Here is a 23,918-nt window from a genome sequence, read left to right on the forward strand (position 1 = left end):
CGGGCGTGAGCGGTGTTATTCTTTATGCATGGTGGCGATGTTAAATATTTGCTCGAGCATCGGGTTAAACACGTAGCCTTTAACCGATTTGTTCATCGCAACCTGATAATTTTTCTGGAATAAGTAAACGTAAGCTGCATCGTTAATCACGATATTTTGCGCTTGCTGGTAATCGGCAGTCCGCTCAGCCTGATTCGTGGTCGATACCGCTTTTTTCAGCAGCGCATCGACTTCAGGGTTGGAATAAAAGGAGCGGTTACCCGGCAGGCCTTTTTTATCTGACGCAAACCAGTAATTCATAAACATGTAGGGATCGGCGAAGTCCGGGCTCCAGTTACCAATCGCGATGTCATAATCTGCTTTACCGATGCGCTCACGCATGGTGGCGTTGGCCAGTTTTTCCAGCTTCACATTGATGCCAATAGCCTGAAGGTTGGCCTGCATCGACAGGGCAATCGGCTCCCAGTTGGGATCGTTGTCAGAATAGAGGAACGACAGCGACTGTGGTTTAGTGGCCACTTTATCCATCTCCGCTTTGGCTTTCGCAAGATTAAAGCTGTACTGCATGGCCTTGGCATCGTAGCCCCACATGCCTTCCGGAATCGGTCCACGCATCTGTTTACCGTTGCCGCCCAGAATGCCCTGCACCATTCCCTGATAATCGGTGGCCCAGGAGATCGCTCTGCGCAAATCGGGCTGGTTCAGTGGCGGTTTACTGTTGTTGAGATAGAGATAGGTCACGCGCAGAGCGGGATAATCCCGCACTGCCACCTCATTTTGCTTTTTCAGGGCGGCAAACTGGTCCATCGGCAGGGCGTCCGCAATGTCCACATCACCTTTTGCCAGCTGCAGGCGTCGGGCCGAACTTTCACTGATAATCTTTACGGACACGCGCTTAAAGGCAGGCTTAGGTCCGGAGAAATGTGGATTCGGCACCAGCACGAGCTGCTGACCTTTCTGCCAGCGCTGCAGCATGTAGGCGCCAGAGCCCGCGGTATGGTCGGCCAGATAACTGCGCGCGTCGTCAGCGGCATTCGCTTTCAGCACGGCAGGGTTAATGATGGAAGCGCCGTCGTTAGCGAGAGTGTAAAGGAAAGGCGCAAACGGCGTCTTCAGTGTGAAGCGCACGGTAAGCGGATCCACGACCTCAACGTTGAGATCGGACGGGAACGCTTCTGAAGGCCCCTGCTTAATGCGCAGCAGGCGCTCAAACGACAGCTTAACGGCCTCCGCGTTAACGGCTGACCCATCCGCAAACGCGGCGCCGGGACGTAATTTAAACGTCCACACCTTTCCGTCCTCGCTGCTCTGCCAGCTTTCCGCCAGATCGCCTTCAACGTCTGTCGAACCCTTCCCGTCCTCGGTTTTGTATTTGATCAATCGTTGGTAGGCAGGATAGGTAACGGTCCAGTCGTTATTATCGATAGTCACGGCAGGATCAAGCGTCTGGGGATCGGCAGCTTTACCTATCACCAACATGTCTTTGGGAACCGCCGCCAGGACGGATGTCGTGGTGGCTGCAAGGGTCATGGCCAGTAACAAAGGGCGAAAATAGCCGGGTGCTGTGTGCGTCATTTTCATGGTAATACTCCGTCAGTCTGGGCTGGGGATATGCAGGTAAAAACATCATTGAGCAGCGGATAACGGGCCGCTTCCGGTAATTCGAAATGCCACCATTCCGTGGCAATGCCAGTGAAGCCGCCGCCAAACATCACGGCATTAAGCAGCAGCCTGTTACGTTGAGCCGTTAGCGGTACGTCGGGATGATAGGGATGGGACAACGCCTGCATTTCATCGAATCCGGTACCCATATCCAGGATCTGACCTTCGGCATCGACCAGCGTGACGTCAATGGCGGTACCACGACTATGGTTGGATCCTTGCGATAAAGGCACAACGTAATTCTGATCGGGGCAGGCGTGCCACAGCAGCTCCTGGGCTTTTTGCGGGCGATAGGCGTCCAGCACCAGCAGACTCAATCCGGCCACTTTTGCGATCGTGATGCTTTTCGCCAGCGCGCTGACCGCATCGGGGTGCAGCAGACAGCGGGCGACGCTGTAGATGGGCTGTCCCGTGATGTTATCGGCGGTGGCATATTTCAGGTCGATAGTGAGCGCGGGAAAGGCCGCTGCAATATCGACCAACTCTGTTTCCTGCATCATGCTGTAATCCCTGTTTTGTTAATGTTCAAACTGGCCAAATTCCTGCTGCAACAGTCGGTTCTGTGCCAGACGCTCAGAAAGCGCCGGGCCAAGTCGTTCCACGATGGCAGACAGCAGCAGGTTGAAAAGGCAACTGATGGGCGCAAGAGAGTCCCAGAAATTGGCGGTATCCGTTTTTACCTGAAGCAGATCAACCGGGTAATCACGCGCCCATGGGCACCAGATATCGGTGACGAGCGCCATCGCGACCTGGCGCTCGGTGGCAATCCGGCAAAACTGCCTTGCTACAGTGGAATAGGCCCGGGTATCGGTAAGAATGACGTAAGGCCTTGAAGACTCGGAATTCAGCGACTCCAGCCAGCTGCCTGAGCTGCCATCGGCGTAGGTAACGCGCGGGCGCAAATATTCCAGATGACTGAAAAAGGTGTTGGCAATGCCGCGTGTAGACTGAATACCCAGCACGATGACCGTGTCGGCATCCGCGATTTGCTGGCTGATATGGCGGAAAGTATCCGTTTGGGCCAGCTGATAGACATAGCGAATGGCATCCAGCTCCATCTGCAGGGACTGGCTGGACAGGTCGGGCAGGGTGCGTTGCTGCTCCCAGGAATCAAGACGGTCAATAACGCCCCATTGCTTGTAGGGCGTATTGGGGACGTCGCGCAGCAGGTTTTTCACATCATCAAGGTTTTTAAACCCCAGCTTACGCAGGTAACGCCCTACGGTTATACCGCTGGTACCGGTCGCCTGGGCGATGCTGTCAGCCGTTTCAAACGGAATTTGCTCGGGATGACTTAACAGCCACGAACTAATCCGCTTTTCGCTTGGCGTTTGCAGGCTAAAAGCGGCTTCGATTTTTTTGAACAGGGCTTCGTTCGCGCTCATGTTGTCCTCAATGTTACCTGGCTGTCATTGTCCGCTGCGTTGTTAGTCAGGTAACAAGCACAATGCATGCCATATTTCTGAGGTGCATGAAAATAAGCCGCACGTCAGAGGATTCAGTAAAGGGAGTGAGAGGAGTGAATAGCCCGTCCATCAATCTGGCGCAATTAGGGTGCAACATATTTGAAACCTGCATCACATTGGGGCAACAAAATCGGCGGGAAATGTGATGCAGGTGAAGAAAACGGTTCAGCACGGCGCGGACCCGGTCAGCGCGGTTAAGGCCGTTGCGCTACGAGGTCTGAGGACAAGGCCTGAGTGGCCTGAACGGTGCGGAGACATTACTCGTCATGCTGAGGGCCAGTCAAAGACGATCGGTTTTTCAGGTCGCTTTTGAACCTCAATGAGTGAGGTAAAGCAAAAATCAGCGGTGGCCGCGCAGGGGAAAATTCAGCGTTAAAATAACCTGTTTCTGGCGTGATTTTTTAAAAACGGCGGCCTTTTACATGCAGAAAAAATTATGGCTGATTACCGCTTCGCTAAAGTGACTTTTAAGAATGTTTACCGGCAATAAAATGGCAGTAAACACGATTCAGTCACATACTTGCTTTTTTGACTCGTTAAGTGACACATCATGATTAGCTTCGTTCGTTCTTTGTTCGCCAGCCCGGATAAATTCCTGCAGATAATGAGCCGCCAGGACATAAACGACTCCATTGCGGATGGTGAGCGCATAATTATTGATGAAAATGGCAATGCTGCCGTCAATATTCTCAGTGATGAAGTAAAGGAAGATTTTAATCGGCACGTCAATACCTTAAAGGGAGTTTGAGGTGGGAACCGCAATTTTTATGGTACTGATGGTGAGTGGTTATTGGTACACCAGCCGGGATCTGTCCAGCCGTTTCAAAATGCGTCGTTCTTCAGGATGGGATGTCTATTTTCTTGTCGCACTTTACGGCTGTATTTTTGTACTGCAGGGCGTTTTCGTCACCGCCCTTATCTGGTTTATCTTGTTTATTATTTCAAGCGTTTCCAATTTCCTGTATGCGTTTCCTGGCGATCATTTGCAACTGCAAATGAAGTTCATGAACTGGAGTTTTCTCGGTATTCAGGCCCCAGTGGTAATCATGCTGGGCTTTGCCATCCTGTTCTGTCTCTACCGGTCAAACTGGGCAGGCAGCGCACAACTGAACGTGTCAGGTCGCAAAGATCTTTATCAGAAGCTTTCACGATCCAATGGTGTTGAACAGATGCTGTTCCAGTGCATGGAAGAAGGAGAGCTGGCGTGGATCACCTTAAAATCCCGTCGTATTTATATCGGCATGGTACACGCTGCCACCTTTGAATATGAGCGCACGGCCAATATCGTGCTCATCCCGATGCTGAGCGGCTACCGCGACAGCCATACGCTGAAACTGTCGGTCGAGCATAACTACAGCAGTTGGTATGCCGAGCACGACATCACACTGGATTCTGAGCCGAAAAACGCGATGGCATTTCGAAAAGTCATCATGGTGGATCAGATTGAAAGCTTCTCACTGTTTGATCCCGCCAGCGCAACGGCACTGTCAATGGGCGAAGACCATCCGCAGAGCGTTGAGAAAAGTCGTGAAGGTGACCATTCATCCCCGCCAGACCAGCAAATTGAATAATACAGCAACACCTCTGTCCGTACGTATTCACTGCCCCATCAATGCTGTCTGAATGCAAAATAGCATTGATGATGCAGTGTGTTTGCCAATACGTATCTACGCTGTTTACTGCGTTCATCAACGAGGAAACTCTATGGCTTATCAAGGCAAAGCGTTAGTGATTGGTGCATCACGTGGCATTGGACTGGCGGTCGTCAAGGCGTTTGCGGCCAACAACTGGCAGGTCACGGCAACCCATCGCAGTGAAGTCCCCCCGCAGGGGGAAATCCCGCAGGTTGACTGGCGTCGGCTCGATATGACGCAGACCGAGGCGGTCAAGCAATTTGCGGTTGGGCTGAGCGGGCAGCCTTTTGACGCGATTCTGATCAACGCCGGCATTTACGGGCCTGCGCATCAGAAGCTGTCAGAGAGCAACGATGCTGAGCTAATCCAGCTGTTTATGACCAATGCCGTTGCGCCGATACGAACCGCAGAAATTTTGCTGCCGTTACTGAACCAGCAACACGGCGTACTGGCGTTAACCTCATCTCAACTTGCCAGCCTGAATGAGAATCGACATGCAGAAGCGCCACTTTACTCAGCCAGCAAAGCGGCTCTTAATATGCTCACGCGCTCGCTGGCCAGACCGGTGGCGGCGCAAAACGGCACGCTACTAACCCTGCATCCCGGTTGGGTCAAAACGGATATGGGAGGCGATGCGGCACCGCTCACGCCTGAAGAAAGCGCCAATGGGATTGTCACGCAGTTAACCGCCAGTCGGGGACGTGGCGGCCACCACTATCTGGACTACGCGGGCAAAACGCTTCAGTGGTGAGGTAAAGGTTGCAGCAACGCTGACGGGCTGACAGGGATAATGGCAGCCCGTCAGCGTGAAATTTTGCAACATCCACGCCCCGGCATTACACTGCGCTTTTGATTACATTGATTGAAGGTGCTTATGTCTCAGCCCTACGAGCGACAACCGCTACCCTTACCGGGTGGCCATAAAAAAGTGCTGTTGCACTCCTGCTGCGCGCCCTGTTCGGGAGAAGTCATGGAGGCGATGCTGGCATCCGGCATTGAATACACCATCTATTTCTATAATCCGAACATCCATCCGCTTAAAGAGTATGAGCTGCGCAAAGACGAAAATATCCGCTTTGCCGAAAAGTTTGGCGTGCCGTTTGTCGATGCGGACTACGATCGTGACGACTGGTTTAAACGTGCCAAAGGGATGGAGTGGGAACCGGAGCGCGGTGAGCGCTGCACCATGTGCTTCGATATGCGTTTCGAGCGCACGGCGCTGTACGCCCATGAAAATGGTTTCCCGGTGATCACAAGTTCACTGGGGATTTCCCGCTGGAAGAACATGCAGCAAATTAACGACTGCGGCGTCCGTGCTGCCGCACATTATCCCGATCTGTCCTACTGGGAATTCAACTGGCGTAAAGGCGGCGGATCGGCACGCATGATTGAAATCAGTAAGCGTGAGAGTTTTTATCAGCAGGAATATTGCGGTTGTGTTTACTCCCTACGGGATACCAATCGTCATCGCGTTGCCAGTGGTCGCGAGCGGATCCAGATTGGCGTACAGTACTATAAGCCTGATGATAACTAGTTTTTTGCTGCCACGGTTAAAGCAAGCGGACTAAATGACCAACCCCGAAGGTTTCGTTTATTCCGCTAAATAACTTCTTTTTTGGGTGGTTTTCAGCCTTACTACATACGCTGCAAGGATGGGCGTTGCTGTCGGTAACGTTCAGTCGCTGGCTTTTACGGCATACGCTAGGCGTACAGCCCATCATCTGCTTAAAGGAGCGGGTAAAAGACTGCTGACTTTCAAAGTGGTATTTAACTGCCAGGCTGATAATGGGCGCATGGCTGTATTTTAAATCATTAATACAGGCAATTAATTTCTTTCTACGGATGTAATGGGCCAGCGTTTCATTATGATAACGGGAAAATAACTTTTGTAGATACCATTTTGAATAACCCGCCTTTTCAGCAATGTCGTCAATGCTTAAGCGCTGGTCCAGATTCTTATTAATCCAGTCAGTAACAGAAATAATCACGCTCTCATTGTATTTGTTCTCATTCATAACACCCCCTTAAATTTCGAAGGTGATTGTAAATTATCCTGTGTTTCTCAAAACATTACATACGTAAAGATTCTTAAGGAAGTGAATGGTTATTTCCTGCGATGTGGAAGTAAAGGCTAAAAGATTATATTACGTTGCGATTTGTGTATTATTTGTTTACTGAATAGAGTGCATAATGAGTGATGTGATTAATTCACGCCAATAAGCATCGCGTTCATTTCCCCGTTTACCGGACAGGAATAACGCCTTCTGCGAGGGTGCAGGCACCGTCGCAGAAGGGCCATGGCTCAGAGCAGGTTGTTCTCGGCCAACTCAAGTGCAAAATAGCTGAAAATCAAATCTGCGCCAGCCCGCTTGATCGCGCCAAGGCTTTCGAGCACGACATTACGCTCATCGATGGCGCCCGCCTGGGCCGCGAATTTAATCATCGCGTACTCACCACTAACCTGATAGGCCGCCAGCGGAAGTTCGGTGCGCTCGCGGATATCGCGCAGAATGTCCAGATAGGCTCCGGCCGGTTTAACCATCAGTGCATCGGCACCTTCAGCCGCGTCAATTAGCGACTCGCGAATAGCCTCACGACGGTTCATCGGGTTCATCTGATAGGTTTTACGATCGCCTTTCAGGGCCGTACCTGCCGCTTCCCGGAAGGGGCCATAGAAGGATGATGCAAACTTGGTGGAATAAGACATGATCGCTGTCTGGGTAAAGCCTGCGGCGTCCAGCGCCTGGCGTATCGCCTGAACCTGGCCATCCATTGCGGCAGAAGGCGCGATAAAGTCGGCCCCCGCCGCCGCCGCCACAACGGCCTGCTTGCCCAGATTGATCAGGGTGGCATCGTTATCGACGCCGTGGTCACACAGCACGCCACAGTGGCCGTGGCTGGTGTATTCGCAGAAGCAGGTATCCGACATCACGATCATTTCAGGCACGGTGTCTTTGCAGATTTTCGACATACGCGCCACCAGGCCGTTTTCATTCCACGCATCGCTGCCGGTCGCGTCGGTATGATGGGAAATCCCGAAGGTCATGACCGAGCGAATGCCCGCCTTAGCGATACGTTCAATTTCATAGGCAAGACGTTTTTCAGGAATACGTCTTACGCCAGGCATGGCCTGAATATCTTTATAGTCATCAACACCTTCCTCAACAAAAATGGGCAGGGCCAAATCGTTCAGGCTAAGGCTGGACTCCTGAAACATTGCACGCATTGACGCGCTGGCGCGCAATCTTCTGGGACGTTGGGTAAGGGAAAAATCAGACATAGACACTCACGTAGCCAGTTTAAATAAGACGCACAGTCTACTCCGATTAGGTGCAGGCGATGAAGGTTTGTGTGCGGTGTGCAGAGGCAGCAAAAGATTCTCCCGCCTCAGGGGCGGGAGAGAGGGGCGTTACTCGTTGATATTTGGGTGCTGTTCAACCAGATTTTTACGTTTGGCTTCCAGGCGGGCCATCTCGGCGTCGATATCTTCGATTTTCTGCTCGATGTTATCGTGATGCTCCTGCAGAATTTCGCGCGCTTCTTCCATGTCAGAGGCGGCGGGAGTTGCACCTTTCAGGGGCTTATTCGCCGTCTCTTTCATGTAGAGGCCGGTAATCAGGCCAATGACTGCAACCACCATCAGATAGTAAGCGGGCATATAAAGATTATTGGTCGATTCTACCAGCCAGGCCGCTAACGTTGGCGTCAGGCCTGCAATCAGTACCGATATGTTGAAGGCGCTGGCTAATGCACTGTAGCGAATGTGCGTCGGGAACATAGCAGGCAGTGACGAAGCCATCACGCCGGTAAAGGCATTAAGGATAACGGCCAGCAGCAACAACCCAGCGAAAATCATTCCCAGCATGCCACTGTTGATCATCATGAAGGCCGGAATGGCGAAGATCATCAGGGCGATACTGCCGATAATCACAAACGGACGACGGCCAAAGCGGTCGCTCAGCAGCCCCATCACGGGCTGGACAAACAGCATGCCCATCATGATGGCGATGATAATCAGCACGCCATGATCTTCAGAGTAGTGCAGGTTGTGCGACAGGTAACTTGGCATGTAGGTCAGCAACATGTAATAGGTCACGTTGGTTGCAATAACCAGACCGATACAGGCTAGCAGGCTACGCCAGTGTTTCGTGGCGATTTCTTTGAAAGAGACTTTCGGACCGTCACGCAGGCCTTCGCGATCGCCTTGTTCCAGTTTGTCGACGTGCTGCTGGAACGCGGGGGTTTCTTCCAGGGCATGGCGCAAATACAGGCCAATAATACCCAGTGGCAGGGCCAGGAAGAACGGAAGACGCCATCCCCACGCAAGGAAGTTCTCTTCGCCGATGATGGTAGAGATTAAGACGACGACGCCCGCGCCCAGCACGAAGCCGGCGATAGAACCGAAGTCCAGCCAGCTTCCCATAAAGCCGCGCTTACGGTCAGGCGAATACTCGGCCACAAAGATAGAGGCACCGGTATATTCCCCACCGACTGAGAAGCCCTGGGCCATTTTGGCCAACAGCAGCAGAACCGGCGCCCAGATGCCAATGGAGGCATAGGAGGGAATCAGGCCGATACAGAAGGTACTGACCGACATAATGACGATGGTAATCGACAGGATTTTCTGACGACCATATTTATCCCCCAGCATGCCGAAAAACAGGCCGCCTAAAGGACGAATCAGGAAAGGAACGGAGAAGGTTGCCAGTGCGGCAATCATTTGAATCCCTGGAGAGGCATCCGGAAAAAACACCTTACCTAAGGCATAAGCCACAAAGCCATAAACACCAAAATCAAACCACTCCATGGCGTTACCCAAAGAGGCGGCGGTAATGGCTTTACGTAAACGGGAATCATCAATGATGGTGACATCATCTATCCCAATCGGTTTTACACGCTTCCTACGCAATTTCATAGAATTACCCTGTAATGGAACATGAAAGTCCTCAACGGCGCGAACCGAAAACAGCGTTCAGACCGCTGCGTTGAGGAAATCTAAGCATAGCCGTAAAACAGCATTATCTGTCGATCCATCAAAACAACAAATACTGTTGTTATCTGATTTATCGGCCGCAGAGTATAACGTTTTTGTGTGATATTTGTCATGTTTGACCTGAAAACGAACAATTTTACCGGTGGTTTATAGCAGCCCCTGAAGCGAAAAAAAGTCAGGTTCTGCGCGCGTTTGCGTGTTAAGTGAGCGCTGCGGTTTGAGCTCACTCAGCCGTCTGGCTTAAAGCTATTAATAAAGATTAAGGATTGGGCGGGTTAAGGTTTGAGGCTTGCCTATCAGAACGCCTTCGGCAATACTCTTTCACCTTGATTTGGAGGAAGAATGTCAAGGAACTCCCCCCTTACTTGCCAGAGCCCTTGGGTGGCGCAGATAGATAGTGTAGAAAGAAAATTAATGAATTCTTCTGAGGTGCTCACGGCTTCCCGGTCTCCTGAGGCGCAGCTCAGTTCTGGATGGCTTAGCTGCCGCACGAAATACTGGATTGACCGCCTGGCTCAATTGAGCGAAGCATTACAAACATCGACCGTGACAGGTAAGCAACGCTCGGAATACGAGGAGTGCCAGCAACTGTTGCAGCAGTCGATGCCTACGCTGCAACGGCTGAATCAGCGCGCCAGTGCGCCTGTTGAGCACGTCATTCAACAGGAAGAGGCCATTGCGGTGGCAATGCGGGCGGCGAGTAAGCAGCGTGCAGCACAGCGAAAAGCGCGTTGATTTAGCGCTTCTTCGCCGTCATTGTGCCGCGTGCGTCAGTAAGTTGCGGCTCAGGTGTTTTCAACCTCAACCGGCAAATGACCATATTGTTTCATCCATGCCACGATCGTGGGGTTATCCATGGGCCTGGCGTAAAAATAGCCCTGGATAAAGGTGACACCATGCTGCTGTAAATAGCGGAACTGCATTGCCGTTTCGACGCCTTCTCCCAATACCTGCAGCTTCAGTTTATGGCTCAGACTGATAATGGCGTCCAGCACCGGCGTTTCCCCCTCCAGGGATTCGATGGCATTGATAAAACCCTGATCGATTTTTAGGTAGTCCAGCGTAAAAGTTTGCAGGTAACTGAGAGAGCAGTGCCCCGTACCAAAGTCATCAATAGCGACTTTCATGCCTGCCTGACGCAGTTGCGCCAGCTTAGCCGCGACAAGGCTCCCTTCTTTGATCAGGCTCCGCTCCGTCAGTTCCAGAGTAATGTTGAATTCGGTTCTCGCCATCCTGTCAGCAAAATTAAGCATATCGTCAACAAAATCCGGGTGCTGAAGATGCTCGGCAGCCACGTTAATCGCCAGATGAAAGCCGGGGTTAGGCGCCCAGCTTTGCGTGTCTTCAACGATCAACGCCATCAAATGATGGGTAATCGGGATAATCATCCCTTCCGCTTCTGCGGCGGTAATAAAGGTGTCCGGGCGCACGCTGTTACCGTTGGGCAGAGTCCAGCGCAACAGGGCTTCTGCGCCCGTGCAACGTTGCAGCGTGCAGCTGTAGGTAGGTTGATAATGCACGCTGAACTGACGGGACTGAATGGCGCGACGAATTTCATCTCCCCAGGAAAAACGTCTGCGAAGCCAGGAGGCGGTAAGAATCATAAACAGCACGGAAAAAATCGCCGCCATCGGCATAAACACGAAAAGAAGCTGCGTCCATGTTTTAACCAGCTCAGCACCGGGCGCTATCAGGGTGACCTTGATGCTATAGCGGGAAGAGGTGGCATGATAGACCTGAGGCTTAAGCCACCTGTCGTCGGCCATTTCACGATCGCCTGACACGATTGGCGCACCGTTACTAAAACGCATGGTTATCTGATAATGATGCGTACTGCCCAGCGCGCTCATAAAATCAATAAGATACTGCCCTTCAACCATCACCCAGAGGGCTCTGCCAGCTGCCAGCTGGCGCACAAATATCACGGCAGGTCGGTCTGGCACGATGTAAGAACCCGCGATGGACAGGCTCCACCAGTCTTTGCCGGTCACGGGCGGGGCGACGCCAATCATGGCTTTAAGCGTAGCGGGCTTGTTACCGTAAGCAGAAGAGCAGCTTACCGTGTTACTTTCCAGTTTGCCGATACCGCGAAAATAGGGATGGAGAGTGCTATTAACCCGTAGCGTATTTTCTATCTTTTCACAGGGTTGGTACTCATACTGGCGCAGCCAGGCGATCATGCTCCAGGCGTTATCGCTGATTTTTTCTGCCTGAGACAGTAAGGTCGCGGCCGTATCAATTTGCTGTTCTTTTACTGTTTTTCTGGCATCAATTATCGTGAACAACAACCCCAGGAGCAGCGGCAATAGTCCTGCGAGGACAATGAGCGATTTGGCATGCTCATGTTTTCTTTTTATTAGCGGCACCGTAAAAACCTCTGAATCGTGATCGTGTTTTGAGAGGTGCTAAGGGTTAATGCAGCATAGCACGCCAGTTCACGCCGCTGGTGAACGGTCGGAAATCCCTTATTCTCCGATATGGTCAATTATCGACCTGGCAGGCAATTAATTGACAAAAAATTCATGCTATTAGTGAATGCTCACACATTAGTTTGATGGCGGCTGTAAACCGGTCGTGGAAAAGGTGAGCTTGGGGGTGTCCTGAAAAGGGTGCCGCAGCGAAGCCGTGGGAGGAGTAATCCAAAACACGGCAGCCAGAAGGGAGAGAAATGAGAACCCTCTTGTTACCTGGAAAGCGCGGCTGACCAACTGATGACGCGCCATAAATATGAGTACAGCAACCTGTCTAAACTACCCTGTGCCCCGACAGCATAACGACGTCGGGGCAACAACGTTTAGTCCTGGAAATAGATCTGCTTCAGGGCAACTTCGACGCCGCGCAGTTCTGCAAGCCCTTTAAGGCGGCCAATGGCGGAATAGCCTGGGTTGGTGCGCTTACGCAAGTCATCCAGCATCTGGTGACCATGATCGGGGCGCATCGGGATGGCCCGCTGTTCGCCCGCCCTACGGCGACGCTGCTCCTCGGCCAGGATCACTTTGATGACGCCAACCATATCCACATCGCCTGTCAGATGGGCCGCCTCGTGGAAGCTGTTGGGGTTCGTTTCTCGCTTTGTTGCCCGCAGGTGCACAAAGTTAATGCGGTCGGCATAGGTTTCTGCCATCTCGATAAGGGCATTATCCTCACGTACGCCGTAGGAACCGGTACAGAAACAGAATCCGTTATGCAGGCTGTCTACCGTTTCTTTCAGCCACTGCATGTCCTCTTGCGTGGAGATAATGCGCGGCAGGCCAAGAATTGGACGGGGAGGATCATCAGGATGGACGGCCAGCTTAATGCCGACTTCTTCCGCCACCGGCACGATGGCGCGCAGAAAGGTGGCCATATGCTCGCGCAGCCTGGCTTTATCAATACCGTCGTATTGCGCCAGCTGTGCCTGAAATTGTTCGAGCGTATAACCCTCTTCTGCACCGGGTAAGCCTGCGATGATGTTGCGCACCAGCGTGGCTTTCTCTTCCTCGGTCATGGCGGCGAAACGCGTTGCGGCGGCCTGTTGTTCGGCGGCGCTGTAATCTTTTTCCGCGCCGGGGCGTTGTAACAGATGCAGTTCAAACGCGGCAAAGGCATCGGCATCAAAGCGCAGCGCTTTAGCGCCGTCCGGCAGTTCCCAGGCCAGATCGGTACGCGTCCAGTCAAGAACCGGCATAAAGTTATAGCATACGGTATCAATCCCGCAGGCTGCCAGGTTGCGAATTGACTGCTGATAATTGGCGATGTAGTGCTGATAATCGCCGCGTTGGGTCTTAATCGTTTCGTGCACAGGAATGCTTTCAACGACTGACCAGGTAAGACCTTTTTCCGCCAGCAGCGCCTGACGCGCTTTGATTTCGGCTACAGGCCACACTTCTCCGTTAGGGATGTGATGAAGTGCTGTGACAATTCCTGTTGCACCTGCCTGGCGGGCATCGTCAAGTGACACAGGATCGTTCGGGCCGTACCAGCGCCATGTATGTTCCATTATTGCTCCTTGTTGGACGTGTGGCCCAGTGGTCAGGCCGCTGGACCAAGAGTAAGATAGCGCGTAAATTAAGGCCGTGATCCGGATCGCAGCAATATAAATACGTATCATCTGATGCCCGAAAGGCGGCCTGCAACAGGAGAGAGTTATGGGGTTAGCGGTACTGAAAACTGAGCGGCTTTATCGGCAAATTGCTAATGCCATCATTGCGGGCATTCATGGCGGCGATTTCGTGCCGGGCGGGGCGCTGCCGCCCGAACGGGAACTGGCCCGACAACTGGGCGTCAGTCGTTCATCGGTGCGTGAAGCCCTGATAGCGCTGGAGATGACGGGTTACGTCAGCATCCACACCGGTACGGGGGTTTTTGTCGCTCAGACCTTACCGCAACCTTCAGCAGGCAAAGAAACCGAGAACTTCAGCCTGCAGGATCTGCTACAGGCGCGCGAAGCCTATGAGAGCATGCTGGCGGGCATGGCGGCGCGAAACGGCAGTGAGGCCCAGCGTCAGCAGCTGCTGTCCCTTAGCGCAGCGCTCCAGGCATTTAATGAAAACGACGCGGCTTTCATCGAGCAGGATAAAGGCTTTCATCTGCTGATTAGCGAGATGAGCGGCAATGATCTGTTGCGGGAAATGATGGAAAATCTGTGGAACAAACGCGACAGCGCCCATTTCCGCCGGCTGGAACGTCATTATGCCGACAATACCTTTGCAGATGAAATGAACGCGGACCATCAGCGCATCGCCGAGGCAATTGCGTCCGGTGATGAGCAGGCTGCACAGGCGGCGATGAGAGATCATCTGCAGCATGTGCAGCAGCGTTTACTTGGTTAACAGCCGCGAAGGCTTGGGGCGGCCGGTTCCCAGCATAATGGCCAGACGGCTCCCGCCCGGGGTAGTTTCCATTAAAATTTTAGTGATGCTGGTCAGAGGAACGGACAGCAGCATGCCGACCGGGCCCAGCAGCCAGCCCCAAAATATCAATGACAGAAACACCACCAATGTTGATAAGCCCAGACCGCGCCCCATGATGCGTGGCTCAAGCATATTGCCGAAAACCATGTGAATGGCAGTAAACAGCGCCGCCACCATTGCCGCGTCAAACACGCTGTTGAGCAGCAGCGCCTGCAGGAAAGGAGGAATACCGGCAATAATCGGCCCGATATTGGGAATAAAGTTAAGGATAAAGGCCACCACGCCCCACAGTAACGCAAATTTCACGTCCAGCAGGTAGAGCGTCAGCCAGACCGCGATGCCGGTGATCAGGCTGATTAGCGTCTTCAATGCCAGGTAATGCGTCACCCCTTTTAAGGCCTTGTGTAAACCGGCGATACGAATTTTGGGGTTCACAAACGAGTTACGCATTTTATAAGGCAGATGGTGCACCTCAAACAGCATAAAGACCACGGTGAGGATCAGTAACACGGTATTGGTCATCGCGCCTGAAAAGCCACTCAGCGCCACACTGGCCAGATTCATAACGGTATTGGGGTCGAAACGCTGAACCAGGGCATCGGTTGAGATATTGAGATGGATGCTGGCTGCCAGATGCTGAACCACCGCCATTTTCTTTTCCATAATGGTGCGCAGTTGAGGATAGAGGTCGGAAAACTCACTCATCGAGCTTGCCAGTATGGCTCCCAGCAGCAGAATCACGATAAAAATCACCGTAATCACCAGGGTAATCGCCAACCCCCGCCGCAGCCCGCGCCGCATCAGTATCGTGACTAACGGATTCAGTACGATGGCAAAAAAGGCCGCCAGAAGTAACGGGACCAGAATGTCGGAGGCCGCTCTTATCCCGGCAAGGATAATCACCAGCATCGCGAGTTTGATTAAGATATTTTGTCCAATTTTTTCCTGCTGTAACGCGTTCATTCTGTATCTCTACGCATAAATAACTGATGAAAGTGTAGTTGAAGGAAAAGTAACGGTCTGATTTGTTAAGGGAAACGGTAAATCAGGCGAGTTTTTTACCCGATAAATGGCGGAATAAGCCGGATTTTCTGCTGTGTTGCCGTCTGGGTGTTAAAGGATTCTGGGGCGGATCCAGTGAGAAAGCTGTCGGAGACATCAAGGGCAGGGGGCCTGAGCGCACAGGCGGTCACCCGCAACGACTGCGTCGCGGGTGAATGAGGCAGGTTTACAATGACTGTGCGGATTCGCCCTCTTCTACTTCTTCACGTGCCGGCTTGTCTGCGCCAGGAATGAGAAGATTCAGGACAATGGCGACCAGGCCGCCGGTGGTGGCCGCGGAGCCAAACAGATTCTCAAACATGGGCGGCAGATGGGAAAGCGAAGCGGGAACGGATTCGATTCCCAGCCCGAAACTAAACGCCAGACCGACAATAAGTATTTCCCTGCGCGTTAGCGGAGCCTGGCTTAGGATGCGAATCCCCGCCGTGACGACGCAGCCGAACATCACCATTGTGGCTCCCCCCAGCACCGGTGTGGGAATCTGACGCAGTGCTTCGCTGAAAGGCGGAAACAGCCCCAGCAGGATAAGAATGACGCCGACGTAACGACCGACAAAACGACTCGCCACGCCCGTCATCTGGATCACGCCGTTATTTTGCGCAAAGGTGGTGTTGGGAAAGGCGCTCAGCATCGCCGCAATCATGCAGCTCAGTCCGTCTGCCAGAATGCCGCCCTTGAGACGGGCACTAAAGGTCTTGTCGGTAATAGATTTACCGGAAATCAGGCTGTTAGCAGTAAGATCGCCCACCGCCTCGATGATGCAGACCAGAGAGACCAGCACCACCGGAATGAAAAGCGTACTGTTGAAGTGAAAGCCAAACGGAAACAGAGAGGGTAAACGAAAGACGCTCTCGCCCAGATCGTGAACCTGAAATTTGCCACTCAGGGCAGCGGCAATACAGCCTGCTGCGATGCCGGCCACGACCGATGAAAGGCGTAGCCAGCGGTTACCGGAGCAGCTCAGCACAACGATGACGCCAAGCGTTAACGCACCCAGCGCCAGGTTACTGAGGCTGGCAAAATCCTGGGCTTTCTCACCGCCGCACCAGTTAATCACACTGACTTTGATCAGGCTGATACCAATCAGCGCAATCACGCTCCCCGTCACCACCGGCGTAAAGACCCGCTTTAAGGTATCGATGAAGCGGCTGACGATGACCGGCACCAGCGCCGCGACAAAGTTGACGCCAAACAGCATCGCCATGATGTCTTCTGGACTGCCGCCCTGTGCTTTGACCCACAGGCCGCCGGAGATGGCCACACCAAGAAAGGCAAAACTGGTGCCCTGCATGCATATCATGCCGGCACCTATGCCCCATACCCGGTTTGACTGCAGAAACGTCCCGATGCCGGAGGCAAGGAGCGACATGCTGATCAAATAAGGCAGCCACGCATCCAGACCCAGCGCCGTGCCGATCAGCAACGGGGGCGTAATAATGCCAACCAGGCCCGCCAGCACATGCTGTGAAGCGCTGAAGAAAGCCTGGAGTGGTGGGATTCGCTGGTCCAGTCCGTACAGTAAGCCGCTGTTTTTTGGGTCAGACATGATTATCTCTTTCGGGTGCAGGGAGGTCCGACGGTATTGCATAAAGCAGGCCAGGTTTTGCGTTGTGTCGAGGGATCTCATAAATAATGCTAATAATCATACAGATAGACCGTTACTCTGCGATGCAGGAAAGGCGGTAAGCTGTGAAACACATGATTCCTGATTTGCAATCAGGAAATTATTGGTTCAGAAAATGGCCGTGGTTGAGGGATTTTGCACCACTGTCGTGCACCAGTTTGGCTTAAGGGCGTTGCGCCAGCAGAGTGAACCTTGTCAAAGGCAGGCTGAGGGCAAGAGGTGCGTAAAAAGAAATATTCATTTCACTATGCGATTTAATGAAACTTAAAAGGAAGGCGGTGTTTTGTCTCTCCATGCTTATTTTGACGCCTGACCGGGAAGGGACGACCGCATCAGTGCAGGCTTCACGCTGGCGCTTGTCGTCACAGCATACAGGCACTAACTTCCCCCCAGACAAGTCATGTACAGCCATTGCTGGCGAGCCGTTCAGAGCGACATGCAAAAATGCGATCTGCCCCGCTAAAAAGTAATTTTTCAAAAATATTTATTTGAAAAATTTATTCCATTGTAATAGCTTCTCAGCATGCTTTTGGCTTTTCCTGCCCAGCCAGCATGCCACTTCTTGTGCTTTGCCTGCTGGAACCGTACATACCAAAGAGGCAACATCATGACTATCGTAGGAAATTTTATTGGCGGTAAAACCACGTTCAGTGCCAGCAACGAAACCATTCCTGTGTTCGATCCGGCAACCGGCAAGGTGATCCGTGAACTTACCCAATGCAGCGCAGACGAAGTGGCCCAGGCAATCGACGTGGCGCATGCAGCCTTTCCTGCCTGGTCCAAAACCGCCCCGCTGCGCCGCGCACGCGTGATGTTCAACTTTAAAGCCTTAATGGAACAGCATCGTGATGAGCTGGCGGCGCTGATCGTGTCCGAGCACGGCAAAGTCTGGTCTGATGCGTTGGGTGAACTGACGCGCGGGATTGAGGTGATTGAGTTCGCCTGCGGCATTCCTCACCTGCTTAAGGGGGAGAACTCGCCTAACGTGGGCGGCGGCGTAGACAGCTACTCGCTCATGCAGCCGGTCGGCGTGGTTGCAGGGATTACCCCCTTCAATTTCCCCGCCATGGTGCCACTGTGGATGTTCCCTATTGCCCTGGCCTGCGGCAACACCTTTGTACTTAAACCCCCGGCGCTGGATCCGTCTGCCGCCGTGCGCATGGCGGAGTTACTGAAAGAAGCGGGCCTGCCGGATGGCGTTTTCAACGTGGTACACAGTTCGAATGAGAATGCAGAACAGCTTTACAAAGATCCCCGAATTGCGGCCGTTAGCTTTGTGGGTTCGTCGGGTGTGGCTGAGCACATTTACAAAACGGCCAGCGCGCACGGCAAACGCGTGCAGGCATTTGGCGCGGCCAAAAACCACGCTATCGTCATGCCTGATGCTGACCTGGACGCCACGGTCAATGCCATCATGGGGGGCGCATTTGGCTCGGCGGGTGAACGCTGCATGGCGTTGCCTGTCGTGGTCGCAGTAGGCGATGACACCGCCGATAAACTGATTTCGCGCCTGACGCCGCTGATTAAAGCATTACGCGTCGGGCCGGGCATGAGTAAGGGCAGTGACGAGAATGAAATGGGGCCTGTCGTTTCGGCCGCCCATCAGAAGAAAGTGCTGGGTTATATCGACATCGGCGAGCAGGAAGGGGCAACGCTGGTTGTGGATGGTCGTCACCAGAAGGTTGCAGGTTATGAGGACGGCTACTATGTCGGTGGAACGTTATTCGATCACGTAACCCCAGAGATGGTGATCTGGCGTGAAGAAATCTTTGGCCCGGTGCTGAGCATCATGCGCGCGCCGGATTACGACAGTGCGCTGAAACTGGTTAACAGTCACGAATTCGGCAACGGCAGCGCCATTTTTACCAGTAATGGTCACACGGCGCGTGAATTTGTCCAAAACGTCGAAGCCGGAATGGTCGGCGTCAACGTGCCCGTGCCGGTGCCAATGGCATTCCACAGTTTTGGTGGCTGGAAGCGCTCGGTGTTTGGCGCACTGAATGTCCACGGTCCGGACGGCGTACGTTTTTATACGCGCATGAAAACAGCGACCGTCCGTTGGCCGAGCGGCCAGCAAACGGTTTCTGAATTCAGTATGCCGACGTTGGGTTGAGTGGGCGCTGAGTGACAGCGTATTGACGATAAAGGGCGATGGATTAGGAGACGGCGGATGTCATTACTCTCAAAGGTAAAACAACCCGATGAGCAGGGGCGCATACAGCAGGTAACGCCAGACAGTGCGGGCTGGCGCTATGTGGGTTTCGAGTCTTTCCTGTTAAAACAAGGACAGACGCTCGACATGGCCAGCGGTGACAGCGAGCTTTGCCTGGTGCTGGTGGCAGGCCTGGCCTCGATTAGCACACGTCATGCAAACTTTCCGGGGTTAGGTAAGCGAATGTCGCCGTTTGAACGTACGCCGCCTTATTCCGTGTATGTCCCTCATGATGATGCAGTGACGGTAAGAGCGGACAGCGATCTTGAGCTGGCGGTCTGCAAGGCACCGGGGCAGGGCGACAACCTGCCCGCTCGACTGATTGCGCCAGAAGATGTCGGCGTTGAGCGGCGCGGCAAAGGCCACAACCAGCGACTTGTGCACAACATTCTGCCGGACAGTGAACCGGCAAATAGCTTGCTGGTGGTGGAAGTGTTTACCGATGAGGGCAATACCAGTTCGTATCCGAGTCACAAGCACGACCAGGAAAACAGCGAGAACGAAACCTATCTCGAAGAAACCTATTACCACCGTTTTGAACCCGAACAGGGCTTCGCGATGCAGCGCGTTTATACAGACGATCGTTCTCTGGATGAGTGCATGGCTGTTTATAACCGGGATGTCGTCACCGTACCGCGCGGTTACCATCCTGTAGCAACCCTGGCTGGCTATAACAATTACTACCTTAACGTTATGGCAGGGCCGGTTCGCCTGTGGAAATTCAGCTGGGAACAGGATCATGCCTGGATCAACAGCGATCGCTATCCGTCACGTTAATCACGGCTGAAAGCAAAACGGCAGCCTGAGGGCTAATGCGGGTCATTTAAGGCCCGGTTGACCGATCCAGTGGCAGGGATCAAAGGGGTTCATGTTCATCATGAACCCTTTTTTATAGAACTCTCACAGGCTCTGGGCATCATTCATTCCACTTTTCCCGAACGCGCCCGCTCGCTCTCTGATCTTATTCCCGCTGAGCCTCAGCAGAGCCATCAGTGAGATATCGCGGCTCCTGATGAGTTACCCCGGGCACGGTTCCGGGCGAACTGAGAACGCCGTATAAAAAGGCGAGATGGCTGATACTGCCGGGGCGAAGAGAACGAAACTTTCCGCGGGAGCTGCGAATAAGATCACGGAAATATGCCGATAAAAAAAAGCTGGTCACCTAAGTGACCAGCATTGAGCCTGAGGACTGCGTTTTTGTTGCTGCAGAGGGCGTTTCTTGCCGGGACGCGCGGGGGCGTTATGCTCCCGGCTTTATTGAGGGCGCGTGTATCATGGTTCAGGTATGACCTGTAAGCAGAGCCGCCGCAGCTGGCGGCATGTCAGGAGAGCTGACCGGACTGCGCATTCGCCAGCGCCAGGGATACGGCCAGCGTTTGTGCCAGGCACAGCGAGGCAACCTGAGAGCGAAAACCGTCAACCTGGGCTTCGCGTACAACGAAACAGACGTCACTGAAGGCGGCAAGTGGGCTGACCTGGCTGTCAGTGATCGCGATTAAGCTGGCACCGCGTTTGGCACCCAACTCGACCACTTCTACCGCCTCCCTTGCATAGGGTGAACAGCTGATGGCAATCACCACATCTTTGGGCGTGACCAGATTAAGCTGTTCTGTAAACATGCCGCCCAGCCCGTCAATCAGGAAGGCACGGCGTTCCAGATGGCGCAGGGCATACACTAAATAAGAGGCAACGCTAAACGACCGCCGCAGGCCGATTACGTAGACATTTTCGGCTTCGTTCAGAAGCTGCACGGTTTTGTCTAACTGGTCCGGGCTCACCTGCATAGCCAGCTGCTGCAGGGCCTGACTGTTGACCATGGTGAAAACATTGAGAATTTCAGCCGGACTTTCGGGCGAATTCGCAGCATCGTCCGCTGCTGTCTGACGAAACAGCCGCGCTCGTTCTGTATAGTTGACGGTCTCTTCCATCAGATGCTGACGAAAAACCTGTTTCATTTCGTTGAAACCGCTGAAGCCAAATGCATTAGCAAAGCGAATCAGCGTAGATGGCGGAACGTCGGCCTGCTGCGCAATAGAGGCCACGGTGTCAAAAGCAATACTGTTACTGTTATCAAGGATATAACGAGCCACCTGCTTCAGGCGCTTGCTCAGCGTTTCGTAGCGACGGCGAATCTCGTCCTGCAGCAGTGAAAGTTGGGAGGGATTATTACTCATGACATCTGCTCATTTGCGGAAAACGTGGCTGGATAATGAACGCTATGATATCAGATGGTTGGAAAATTTCATTTTTTTGTTATGTATGCAGCTTTTATTTCATTGGTTTATGAAATGACTCACAGATTCACCGCGACAGGGGCGACGCGCGGGCGAGCTGGCCACTAAAACAGGCTGCATCCGATGAGGGCACAGCCTTACACAAGACCTGATCATTCTCTTCAAGGCGGATAACAGTCTTACAGTCCGGTATTCTCCCGAATATATTTTCTTGCCTTTACCGCGTACTCGAACGGATTGGCCAACGCAGGATCCTGTTCAGCCTCAACCACCATCCAGCCTTGATAGCCGTAGTCATCAAGAATTTTGAAAACCGGTTTAAAATCAATCACGCCGTCGCCTGGAACGGTGAAGGTGCCCTTTTTCACACCGTCCAGAAACGACAGGTGCTGGTCACGCACTTCTGCGACAATCTCATCCCGCACGTCTTTCAGATGAACGTGGAAAATGCGCGGCAGATGGGTTTTCAGCACTGCCAGCATCACGTCCTGTGAGCCTTCAGAATAATAGATGTGGCCGGTATCATAGAGTAAACCGACATTGTCATGCGTGAGCGCCATGAAACGGTCGATTTCCGCGGGCGTCTGAATGCCGGTGCCCATATGGTGGTGCAGGCAAACGCGCATCCCTTTCGCGGCGGCAAGGTCGGCAAGCGTATTGTAGCCTTCCGCCGTTCTCTGCCACTCGTCATCGTTAAACACCGGTTTGTGATCGAACACTGCCCGTGCTGTGCCCTGAATACTTTTACTCTGCTCTGAACAGCCGATCACCCGGGCACCCATTTCATAGAGAAAATTCATGTGCGCCGTAAAACCCTCAAGGGTCTCATCTTTGTCACCCTGCGCAAAAAATGTGCTGAACCAGGCGTTGCAGATCTGAATGCCGCGAATATCGAGCATTGGCTTGAGAATGGCAGGATCGCGTGGGTATTTGCTACCCACTTCACTCCCTGAGAAGCCCGCCAGTGCCATCTCGCTGACGGTTTGCTGAAAGGTATTCTCGCTGCCCAGCTCGGGCATATCATCATTTGTCCAGCCAATGGGCGCTATCGCCAGCTTTACGTTATCGTTGTTCATTGTTTACCTGCCAAAGGCGAGAGATTTAGTTATAGAATGCCGGACGAGCGGGCATTTCAATCGGTTCAATGGCACCGCTTTTCTGCGCCTTGATACAGGCGTCAGCGGCGACGGAGGCGGCAAAACCATCCCAGGCAGACGGACCGGTTAACTGCCCGGCTTTCACGTCGTTGATAAACGCCTGCAGTTCGACGTCGTAAGCCTCGATAAAGCGGTCTTTCCAGTCGACTAAAATGGTGTTGGAAAGTTTGGCCTGTTTGCGCAGCTGCACTGACGAAGGCTCCGGCAGTCTGGCGATGCCTTCTTCACCCACTACCTCACACTGAATGTCGTAGCCGTAGGTACAGTTAACAAAAATTTCTACATCGATGCGCACGCCTTTTTGCGTTTCAAACAGGACGATTTGCGGATCTTTCAGATGCGGACGCGCTTTGGAACTGACGCGCGGGAAAACCACCTGCACGCTTTTGTAGTCGTCACTCGTCAGCCAGCGCAGTACGTCAAGTTCATGAATTAACGTATTGGTGATCGCCATTTCCGTATTGTAATTTTCGGGCACCGTCGGATTGCGATGCGCGCAATGCAGCATGAGCGGCTCGCCGATTTCACCGTCGGTAATCACTTTTTTCAGCGCCCGGTAGCCGGCATCGTAAGGCCGCATAAAACCCACCTGAACCAGCCGCTTACCGTGCTGAATTTCTGCTTCGACTACCCGACGGCAACCCTCTGCGCTCATGGCCAGCGGTTTTTCACAGAACACCGGCTTACCCGCCGCGATGGCCGCCAGGGTAAACTCTTCATGCGTCGGATCCCATGAGGTCACCAGCACCGCATCCACATCAGGTGACTGAATCACCTCATAGCCATCCTTGCAGACTTGCGCATCACTATTCAGCCGTTGCAGTGCAGCCTGCGCGCCTTCAACGTTGATATCGGATACCGCGACCACTCTTGCCCCTTGTAAGACATTGTTGCAGCGGCGAATGTGTTCCTGACCAATCGCGCCTGTTCCAATCACACCAAGTTTCAATGTCATAATTACACCTGTAGGGTTAAATCGAAG

The 23,918-nt window shown here is 53.0% G+C and carries 22 protein-coding genes; 8 read left to right on the plus strand and 14 right to left on the minus strand.

Annotated elements, in window-relative coordinates; all coding sequences use genetic code 11:
- Positions 1–15: 15 nt before the first annotated feature.
- The 3 genes from AAIE03_RS19220 to AAIE03_RS19230 are packed head-to-tail and all read right to left on the minus strand — an operon-like array spanning position 16 to position 3,047.
- Positions 16–1,581 (minus strand): ABC transporter substrate-binding protein, encoded by a 1,566-nt coding sequence (locus tag AAIE03_RS19220; protein WP_013027594.1) that lies wholly within the window; start codon positions 1,579–1,581, stop codon positions 16–18.
- Positions 1,578–2,162 carry a D-alanyl-D-alanine dipeptidase gene (gene ddpX / locus AAIE03_RS19225; RefSeq protein ID WP_442829114.1) on the minus strand — a complete coding sequence of 195 codons (585 nt, stop codon included), beginning with the start codon at positions 2,160–2,162 and terminating at the stop codon, positions 1,578–1,580. The genes AAIE03_RS19220 and ddpX overlap by 4 nt, the downstream gene beginning before the upstream one ends.
- Before the next feature lie 18 nt (positions 2,163–2,180).
- On the minus strand, positions 2,181–3,047 hold the full coding sequence (locus tag AAIE03_RS19230; RefSeq protein ID WP_013027592.1) for a MurR/RpiR family transcriptional regulator: 867 nt from the start codon (positions 3,045–3,047) through the stop codon (positions 2,181–2,183).
- A 631-nt stretch (positions 3,048–3,678) separates the two neighbouring features.
- Here AAIE03_RS19230 and AAIE03_RS19235 point away from each other — a divergent pair.
- The 4 genes from AAIE03_RS19235 (at position 3,679) to AAIE03_RS19250 (ending at position 6,296) form a co-directional block, all read left to right on the plus strand.
- Entirely contained in the window at positions 3,679–3,876 is a 198-nt protein-coding gene (locus AAIE03_RS19235) for a hypothetical protein (protein ID WP_013027591.1), read from the plus strand.
- A gap of 1 nt (position 3,877) precedes the next feature.
- The gene (locus AAIE03_RS19240) at positions 3,878–4,699 is read left to right on the plus strand and encodes a hypothetical protein (protein ID WP_013027590.1); all 822 of its coding nucleotides are present in this window, start codon (positions 3,878–3,880) and stop codon (positions 4,697–4,699) included.
- 133 nt (positions 4,700–4,832) lie between these two features.
- Positions 4,833–5,513, plus strand: a complete 681-nt coding sequence (locus tag AAIE03_RS19245) for an SDR family oxidoreductase (protein ID WP_015699365.1) — start codon at positions 4,833–4,835, stop codon at positions 5,511–5,513.
- A gap of 123 nt (positions 5,514–5,636) precedes the next feature.
- Complete coding sequence (locus AAIE03_RS19250; RefSeq protein WP_014594818.1) at positions 5,637–6,296, plus strand: epoxyqueuosine reductase QueH; 660 nt, start codon at positions 5,637–5,639, stop codon at positions 6,294–6,296.
- 16 nt (positions 6,297–6,312) lie between these two features.
- Here AAIE03_RS19250 and AAIE03_RS19255 read toward each other — a convergent pair whose 3' ends face one another.
- From AAIE03_RS19255 to proP, 3 genes are all read right to left on the minus strand, one after another.
- On the minus strand, positions 6,313–6,777 hold the full coding sequence (locus AAIE03_RS19255; protein ID WP_024472236.1) for a helix-turn-helix domain-containing protein: 465 nt from the start codon (positions 6,775–6,777) through the stop codon (positions 6,313–6,315).
- Positions 6,778–7,064: 287 nt separating this feature from the next.
- Complete coding sequence (hemB, locus tag AAIE03_RS19260; RefSeq protein ID WP_014594817.1) at positions 7,065–8,042, minus strand: porphobilinogen synthase; 978 nt, start codon at positions 8,040–8,042, stop codon at positions 7,065–7,067.
- A 129-nt stretch (positions 8,043–8,171) separates the two neighbouring features.
- On the minus strand, positions 8,172–9,677 hold the full coding sequence (gene proP / locus AAIE03_RS19265; protein WP_013027585.1) for a glycine betaine/L-proline transporter ProP: 1,506 nt from the start codon (positions 9,675–9,677) through the stop codon (positions 8,172–8,174).
- Positions 9,678–10,169: 492 nt separating this feature from the next.
- Here proP and AAIE03_RS19270 point away from each other — a divergent pair, with 492 nt between their 5' ends.
- Positions 10,170–10,490, plus strand: a complete 321-nt coding sequence (locus AAIE03_RS19270; protein WP_498563137.1) for a hypothetical protein — start codon at positions 10,170–10,172, stop codon at positions 10,488–10,490.
- 50 nt (positions 10,491–10,540) lie between these two features.
- Here the strand turns inward: AAIE03_RS19270 and AAIE03_RS19275 are convergent, their stop codons facing one another.
- Positions 10,541–12,121, minus strand: a complete 1,581-nt coding sequence (locus AAIE03_RS19275; RefSeq protein ID WP_013027583.1) for an EAL domain-containing protein — start codon at positions 12,119–12,121, stop codon at positions 10,541–10,543.
- 428 nt (positions 12,122–12,549) lie between these two features.
- Positions 12,550–13,734 carry a mannonate dehydratase gene (uxuA, locus tag AAIE03_RS19280; RefSeq protein WP_014604819.1) on the minus strand — a complete coding sequence of 395 codons (1,185 nt, stop codon included), beginning with the start codon at positions 13,732–13,734 and terminating at the stop codon, positions 12,550–12,552.
- 148 nt (positions 13,735–13,882) lie between these two features.
- Between uxuA and AAIE03_RS19285 the strand changes: the two genes are divergently transcribed.
- On the plus strand, positions 13,883–14,566 hold the full coding sequence (locus tag AAIE03_RS19285) for a FadR/GntR family transcriptional regulator (protein ID WP_013027581.1): 684 nt from the start codon (positions 13,883–13,885) through the stop codon (positions 14,564–14,566).
- On the opposite strand, the gene AAIE03_RS19290 is transcribed toward AAIE03_RS19285, so the two are convergent.
- The 3 genes from AAIE03_RS19290 to AAIE03_RS19300 form a co-directional block, all read right to left on the minus strand.
- Positions 14,555–15,610, minus strand: a complete 1,056-nt coding sequence (locus tag AAIE03_RS19290) for an AI-2E family transporter (RefSeq protein WP_013027580.1) — start codon at positions 15,608–15,610, stop codon at positions 14,555–14,557. The two genes, AAIE03_RS19285 and AAIE03_RS19290, sit on opposite strands and share 12 nt — an antisense overlap.
- Before the next feature lie 265 nt (positions 15,611–15,875).
- On the minus strand, positions 15,876–17,255 hold the full coding sequence (locus AAIE03_RS19295) for a nucleobase:cation symporter-2 family protein (RefSeq protein WP_028715893.1): 1,380 nt from the start codon (positions 17,253–17,255) through the stop codon (positions 15,876–15,878).
- A 241-nt stretch (positions 17,256–17,496) separates the two neighbouring features.
- Positions 17,497–17,811 carry a hypothetical protein gene (locus AAIE03_RS19300; RefSeq protein WP_210532377.1) on the minus strand — a complete coding sequence of 105 codons (315 nt, stop codon included), beginning with the start codon at positions 17,809–17,811 and terminating at the stop codon, positions 17,497–17,499.
- 129 nt (positions 17,812–17,940) lie between these two features.
- On the opposite strand from AAIE03_RS19300, the gene AAIE03_RS19305 reads away from it, so the two are divergent.
- Both AAIE03_RS19305 and iolB read left to right on the plus strand, forming a co-directional pair.
- A complete protein-coding gene (locus AAIE03_RS19305; RefSeq protein ID WP_014604821.1) occupies positions 17,941–19,446 on the plus strand; it encodes a CoA-acylating methylmalonate-semialdehyde dehydrogenase in 1,506 nt (501 codons plus the stop codon).
- A 57-nt stretch (positions 19,447–19,503) separates the two neighbouring features.
- Entirely contained in the window at positions 19,504–20,322 is an 819-nt protein-coding gene (gene iolB / locus AAIE03_RS19310) for a 5-deoxy-glucuronate isomerase (RefSeq protein WP_014604822.1), read from the plus strand.
- Between the two features lie 545 nt (positions 20,323–20,867).
- Here iolB and AAIE03_RS19315 read toward each other — a convergent pair.
- The 3 genes from AAIE03_RS19315 to iolG form a co-directional block, all read right to left on the minus strand.
- Complete coding sequence (locus AAIE03_RS19315; protein WP_013027575.1) at positions 20,868–21,719, minus strand: MurR/RpiR family transcriptional regulator; 852 nt, start codon at positions 21,717–21,719, stop codon at positions 20,868–20,870.
- A 239-nt stretch (positions 21,720–21,958) separates the two neighbouring features.
- The gene (gene iolE, locus AAIE03_RS19320) at positions 21,959–22,855 is read right to left on the minus strand and encodes a myo-inosose-2 dehydratase (RefSeq protein WP_013027574.1); all 897 of its coding nucleotides are present in this window, start codon (positions 22,853–22,855) and stop codon (positions 21,959–21,961) included.
- Positions 22,856–22,880: 25 nt separating this feature from the next.
- A complete protein-coding gene (gene iolG, locus AAIE03_RS19325; protein ID WP_013027573.1) occupies positions 22,881–23,891 on the minus strand; it encodes a bifunctional inositol 2-dehydrogenase/D-chiro-inositol 1-dehydrogenase in 1,011 nt (336 codons plus the stop codon).
- Positions 23,892–23,918 lie beyond the last annotated feature (27 nt).

This window comes from Pantoea sp. Ae19-2 (assembly GCF_059801205.1).

Coding starts and splice junctions, on each gene's coding strand:
- AAIE03_RS19220 (WP_013027594.1), bottom strand. CDS start 1,581: ATGAAAATGACGCACACAGCACCCGGCTATTTTCGCCCTTTGTTACTG.
- AAIE03_RS19290 (WP_013027580.1), bottom strand. CDS start 15,610: ATGAACGCGTTACAGCAGGAAAAAATTGGACAAAATATCTTAATCAAA.
- AAIE03_RS19230 (WP_013027592.1), bottom strand. CDS start 3,047: ATGAGCGCGAACGAAGCCCTGTTCAAAAAAATCGAAGCCGCTTTTAGC.
- iolG (WP_013027573.1), bottom strand. CDS start 23,891: ATGACATTGAAACTTGGTGTGATTGGAACAGGCGCGATTGGTCAGGAA.
- iolE (WP_013027574.1), bottom strand. CDS start 22,855: ATGAACAACGATAACGTAAAGCTGGCGATAGCGCCCATTGGCTGGACA.
- AAIE03_RS19250 (WP_014594818.1), top strand. CDS start 5,637: ATGTCTCAGCCCTACGAGCGACAACCGCTACCCTTACCGGGTGGCCAT.
- AAIE03_RS19305 (WP_014604821.1), top strand. CDS start 17,941: ATGACTATCGTAGGAAATTTTATTGGCGGTAAAACCACGTTCAGTGCC.
- ddpX (WP_442829114.1), bottom strand. CDS start 2,162: ATGATGCAGGAAACAGAGTTGGTCGATATTGCAGCGGCCTTTCCCGCG.
- AAIE03_RS19255 (WP_024472236.1), bottom strand. CDS start 6,777: ATGAATGAGAACAAATACAATGAGAGCGTGATTATTTCTGTTACTGAC.
- uxuA (WP_014604819.1), bottom strand. CDS start 13,734: ATGGAACATACATGGCGCTGGTACGGCCCGAACGATCCTGTGTCACTT.
- AAIE03_RS19285 (WP_013027581.1), top strand. CDS start 13,883: ATGGGGTTAGCGGTACTGAAAACTGAGCGGCTTTATCGGCAAATTGCT.
- AAIE03_RS19315 (WP_013027575.1), bottom strand. CDS start 21,719: ATGAGTAATAATCCCTCCCAACTTTCACTGCTGCAGGACGAGATTCGC.
- AAIE03_RS19270 (WP_498563137.1), top strand. CDS start 10,170: ATGAATTCTTCTGAGGTGCTCACGGCTTCCCGGTCTCCTGAGGCGCAG.
- AAIE03_RS19245 (WP_015699365.1), top strand. CDS start 4,833: ATGGCTTATCAAGGCAAAGCGTTAGTGATTGGTGCATCACGTGGCATT.
- iolB (WP_014604822.1), top strand. CDS start 19,504: ATGTCATTACTCTCAAAGGTAAAACAACCCGATGAGCAGGGGCGCATA.
- AAIE03_RS19295 (WP_028715893.1), bottom strand. CDS start 17,255: ATGTCTGACCCAAAAAACAGCGGCTTACTGTACGGACTGGACCAGCGA.
- hemB (WP_014594817.1), bottom strand. CDS start 8,042: ATGTCTGATTTTTCCCTTACCCAACGTCCCAGAAGATTGCGCGCCAGC.
- AAIE03_RS19235 (WP_013027591.1), top strand. CDS start 3,679: ATGATTAGCTTCGTTCGTTCTTTGTTCGCCAGCCCGGATAAATTCCTG.
- proP (WP_013027585.1), bottom strand. CDS start 9,677: ATGAAATTGCGTAGGAAGCGTGTAAAACCGATTGGGATAGATGATGTC.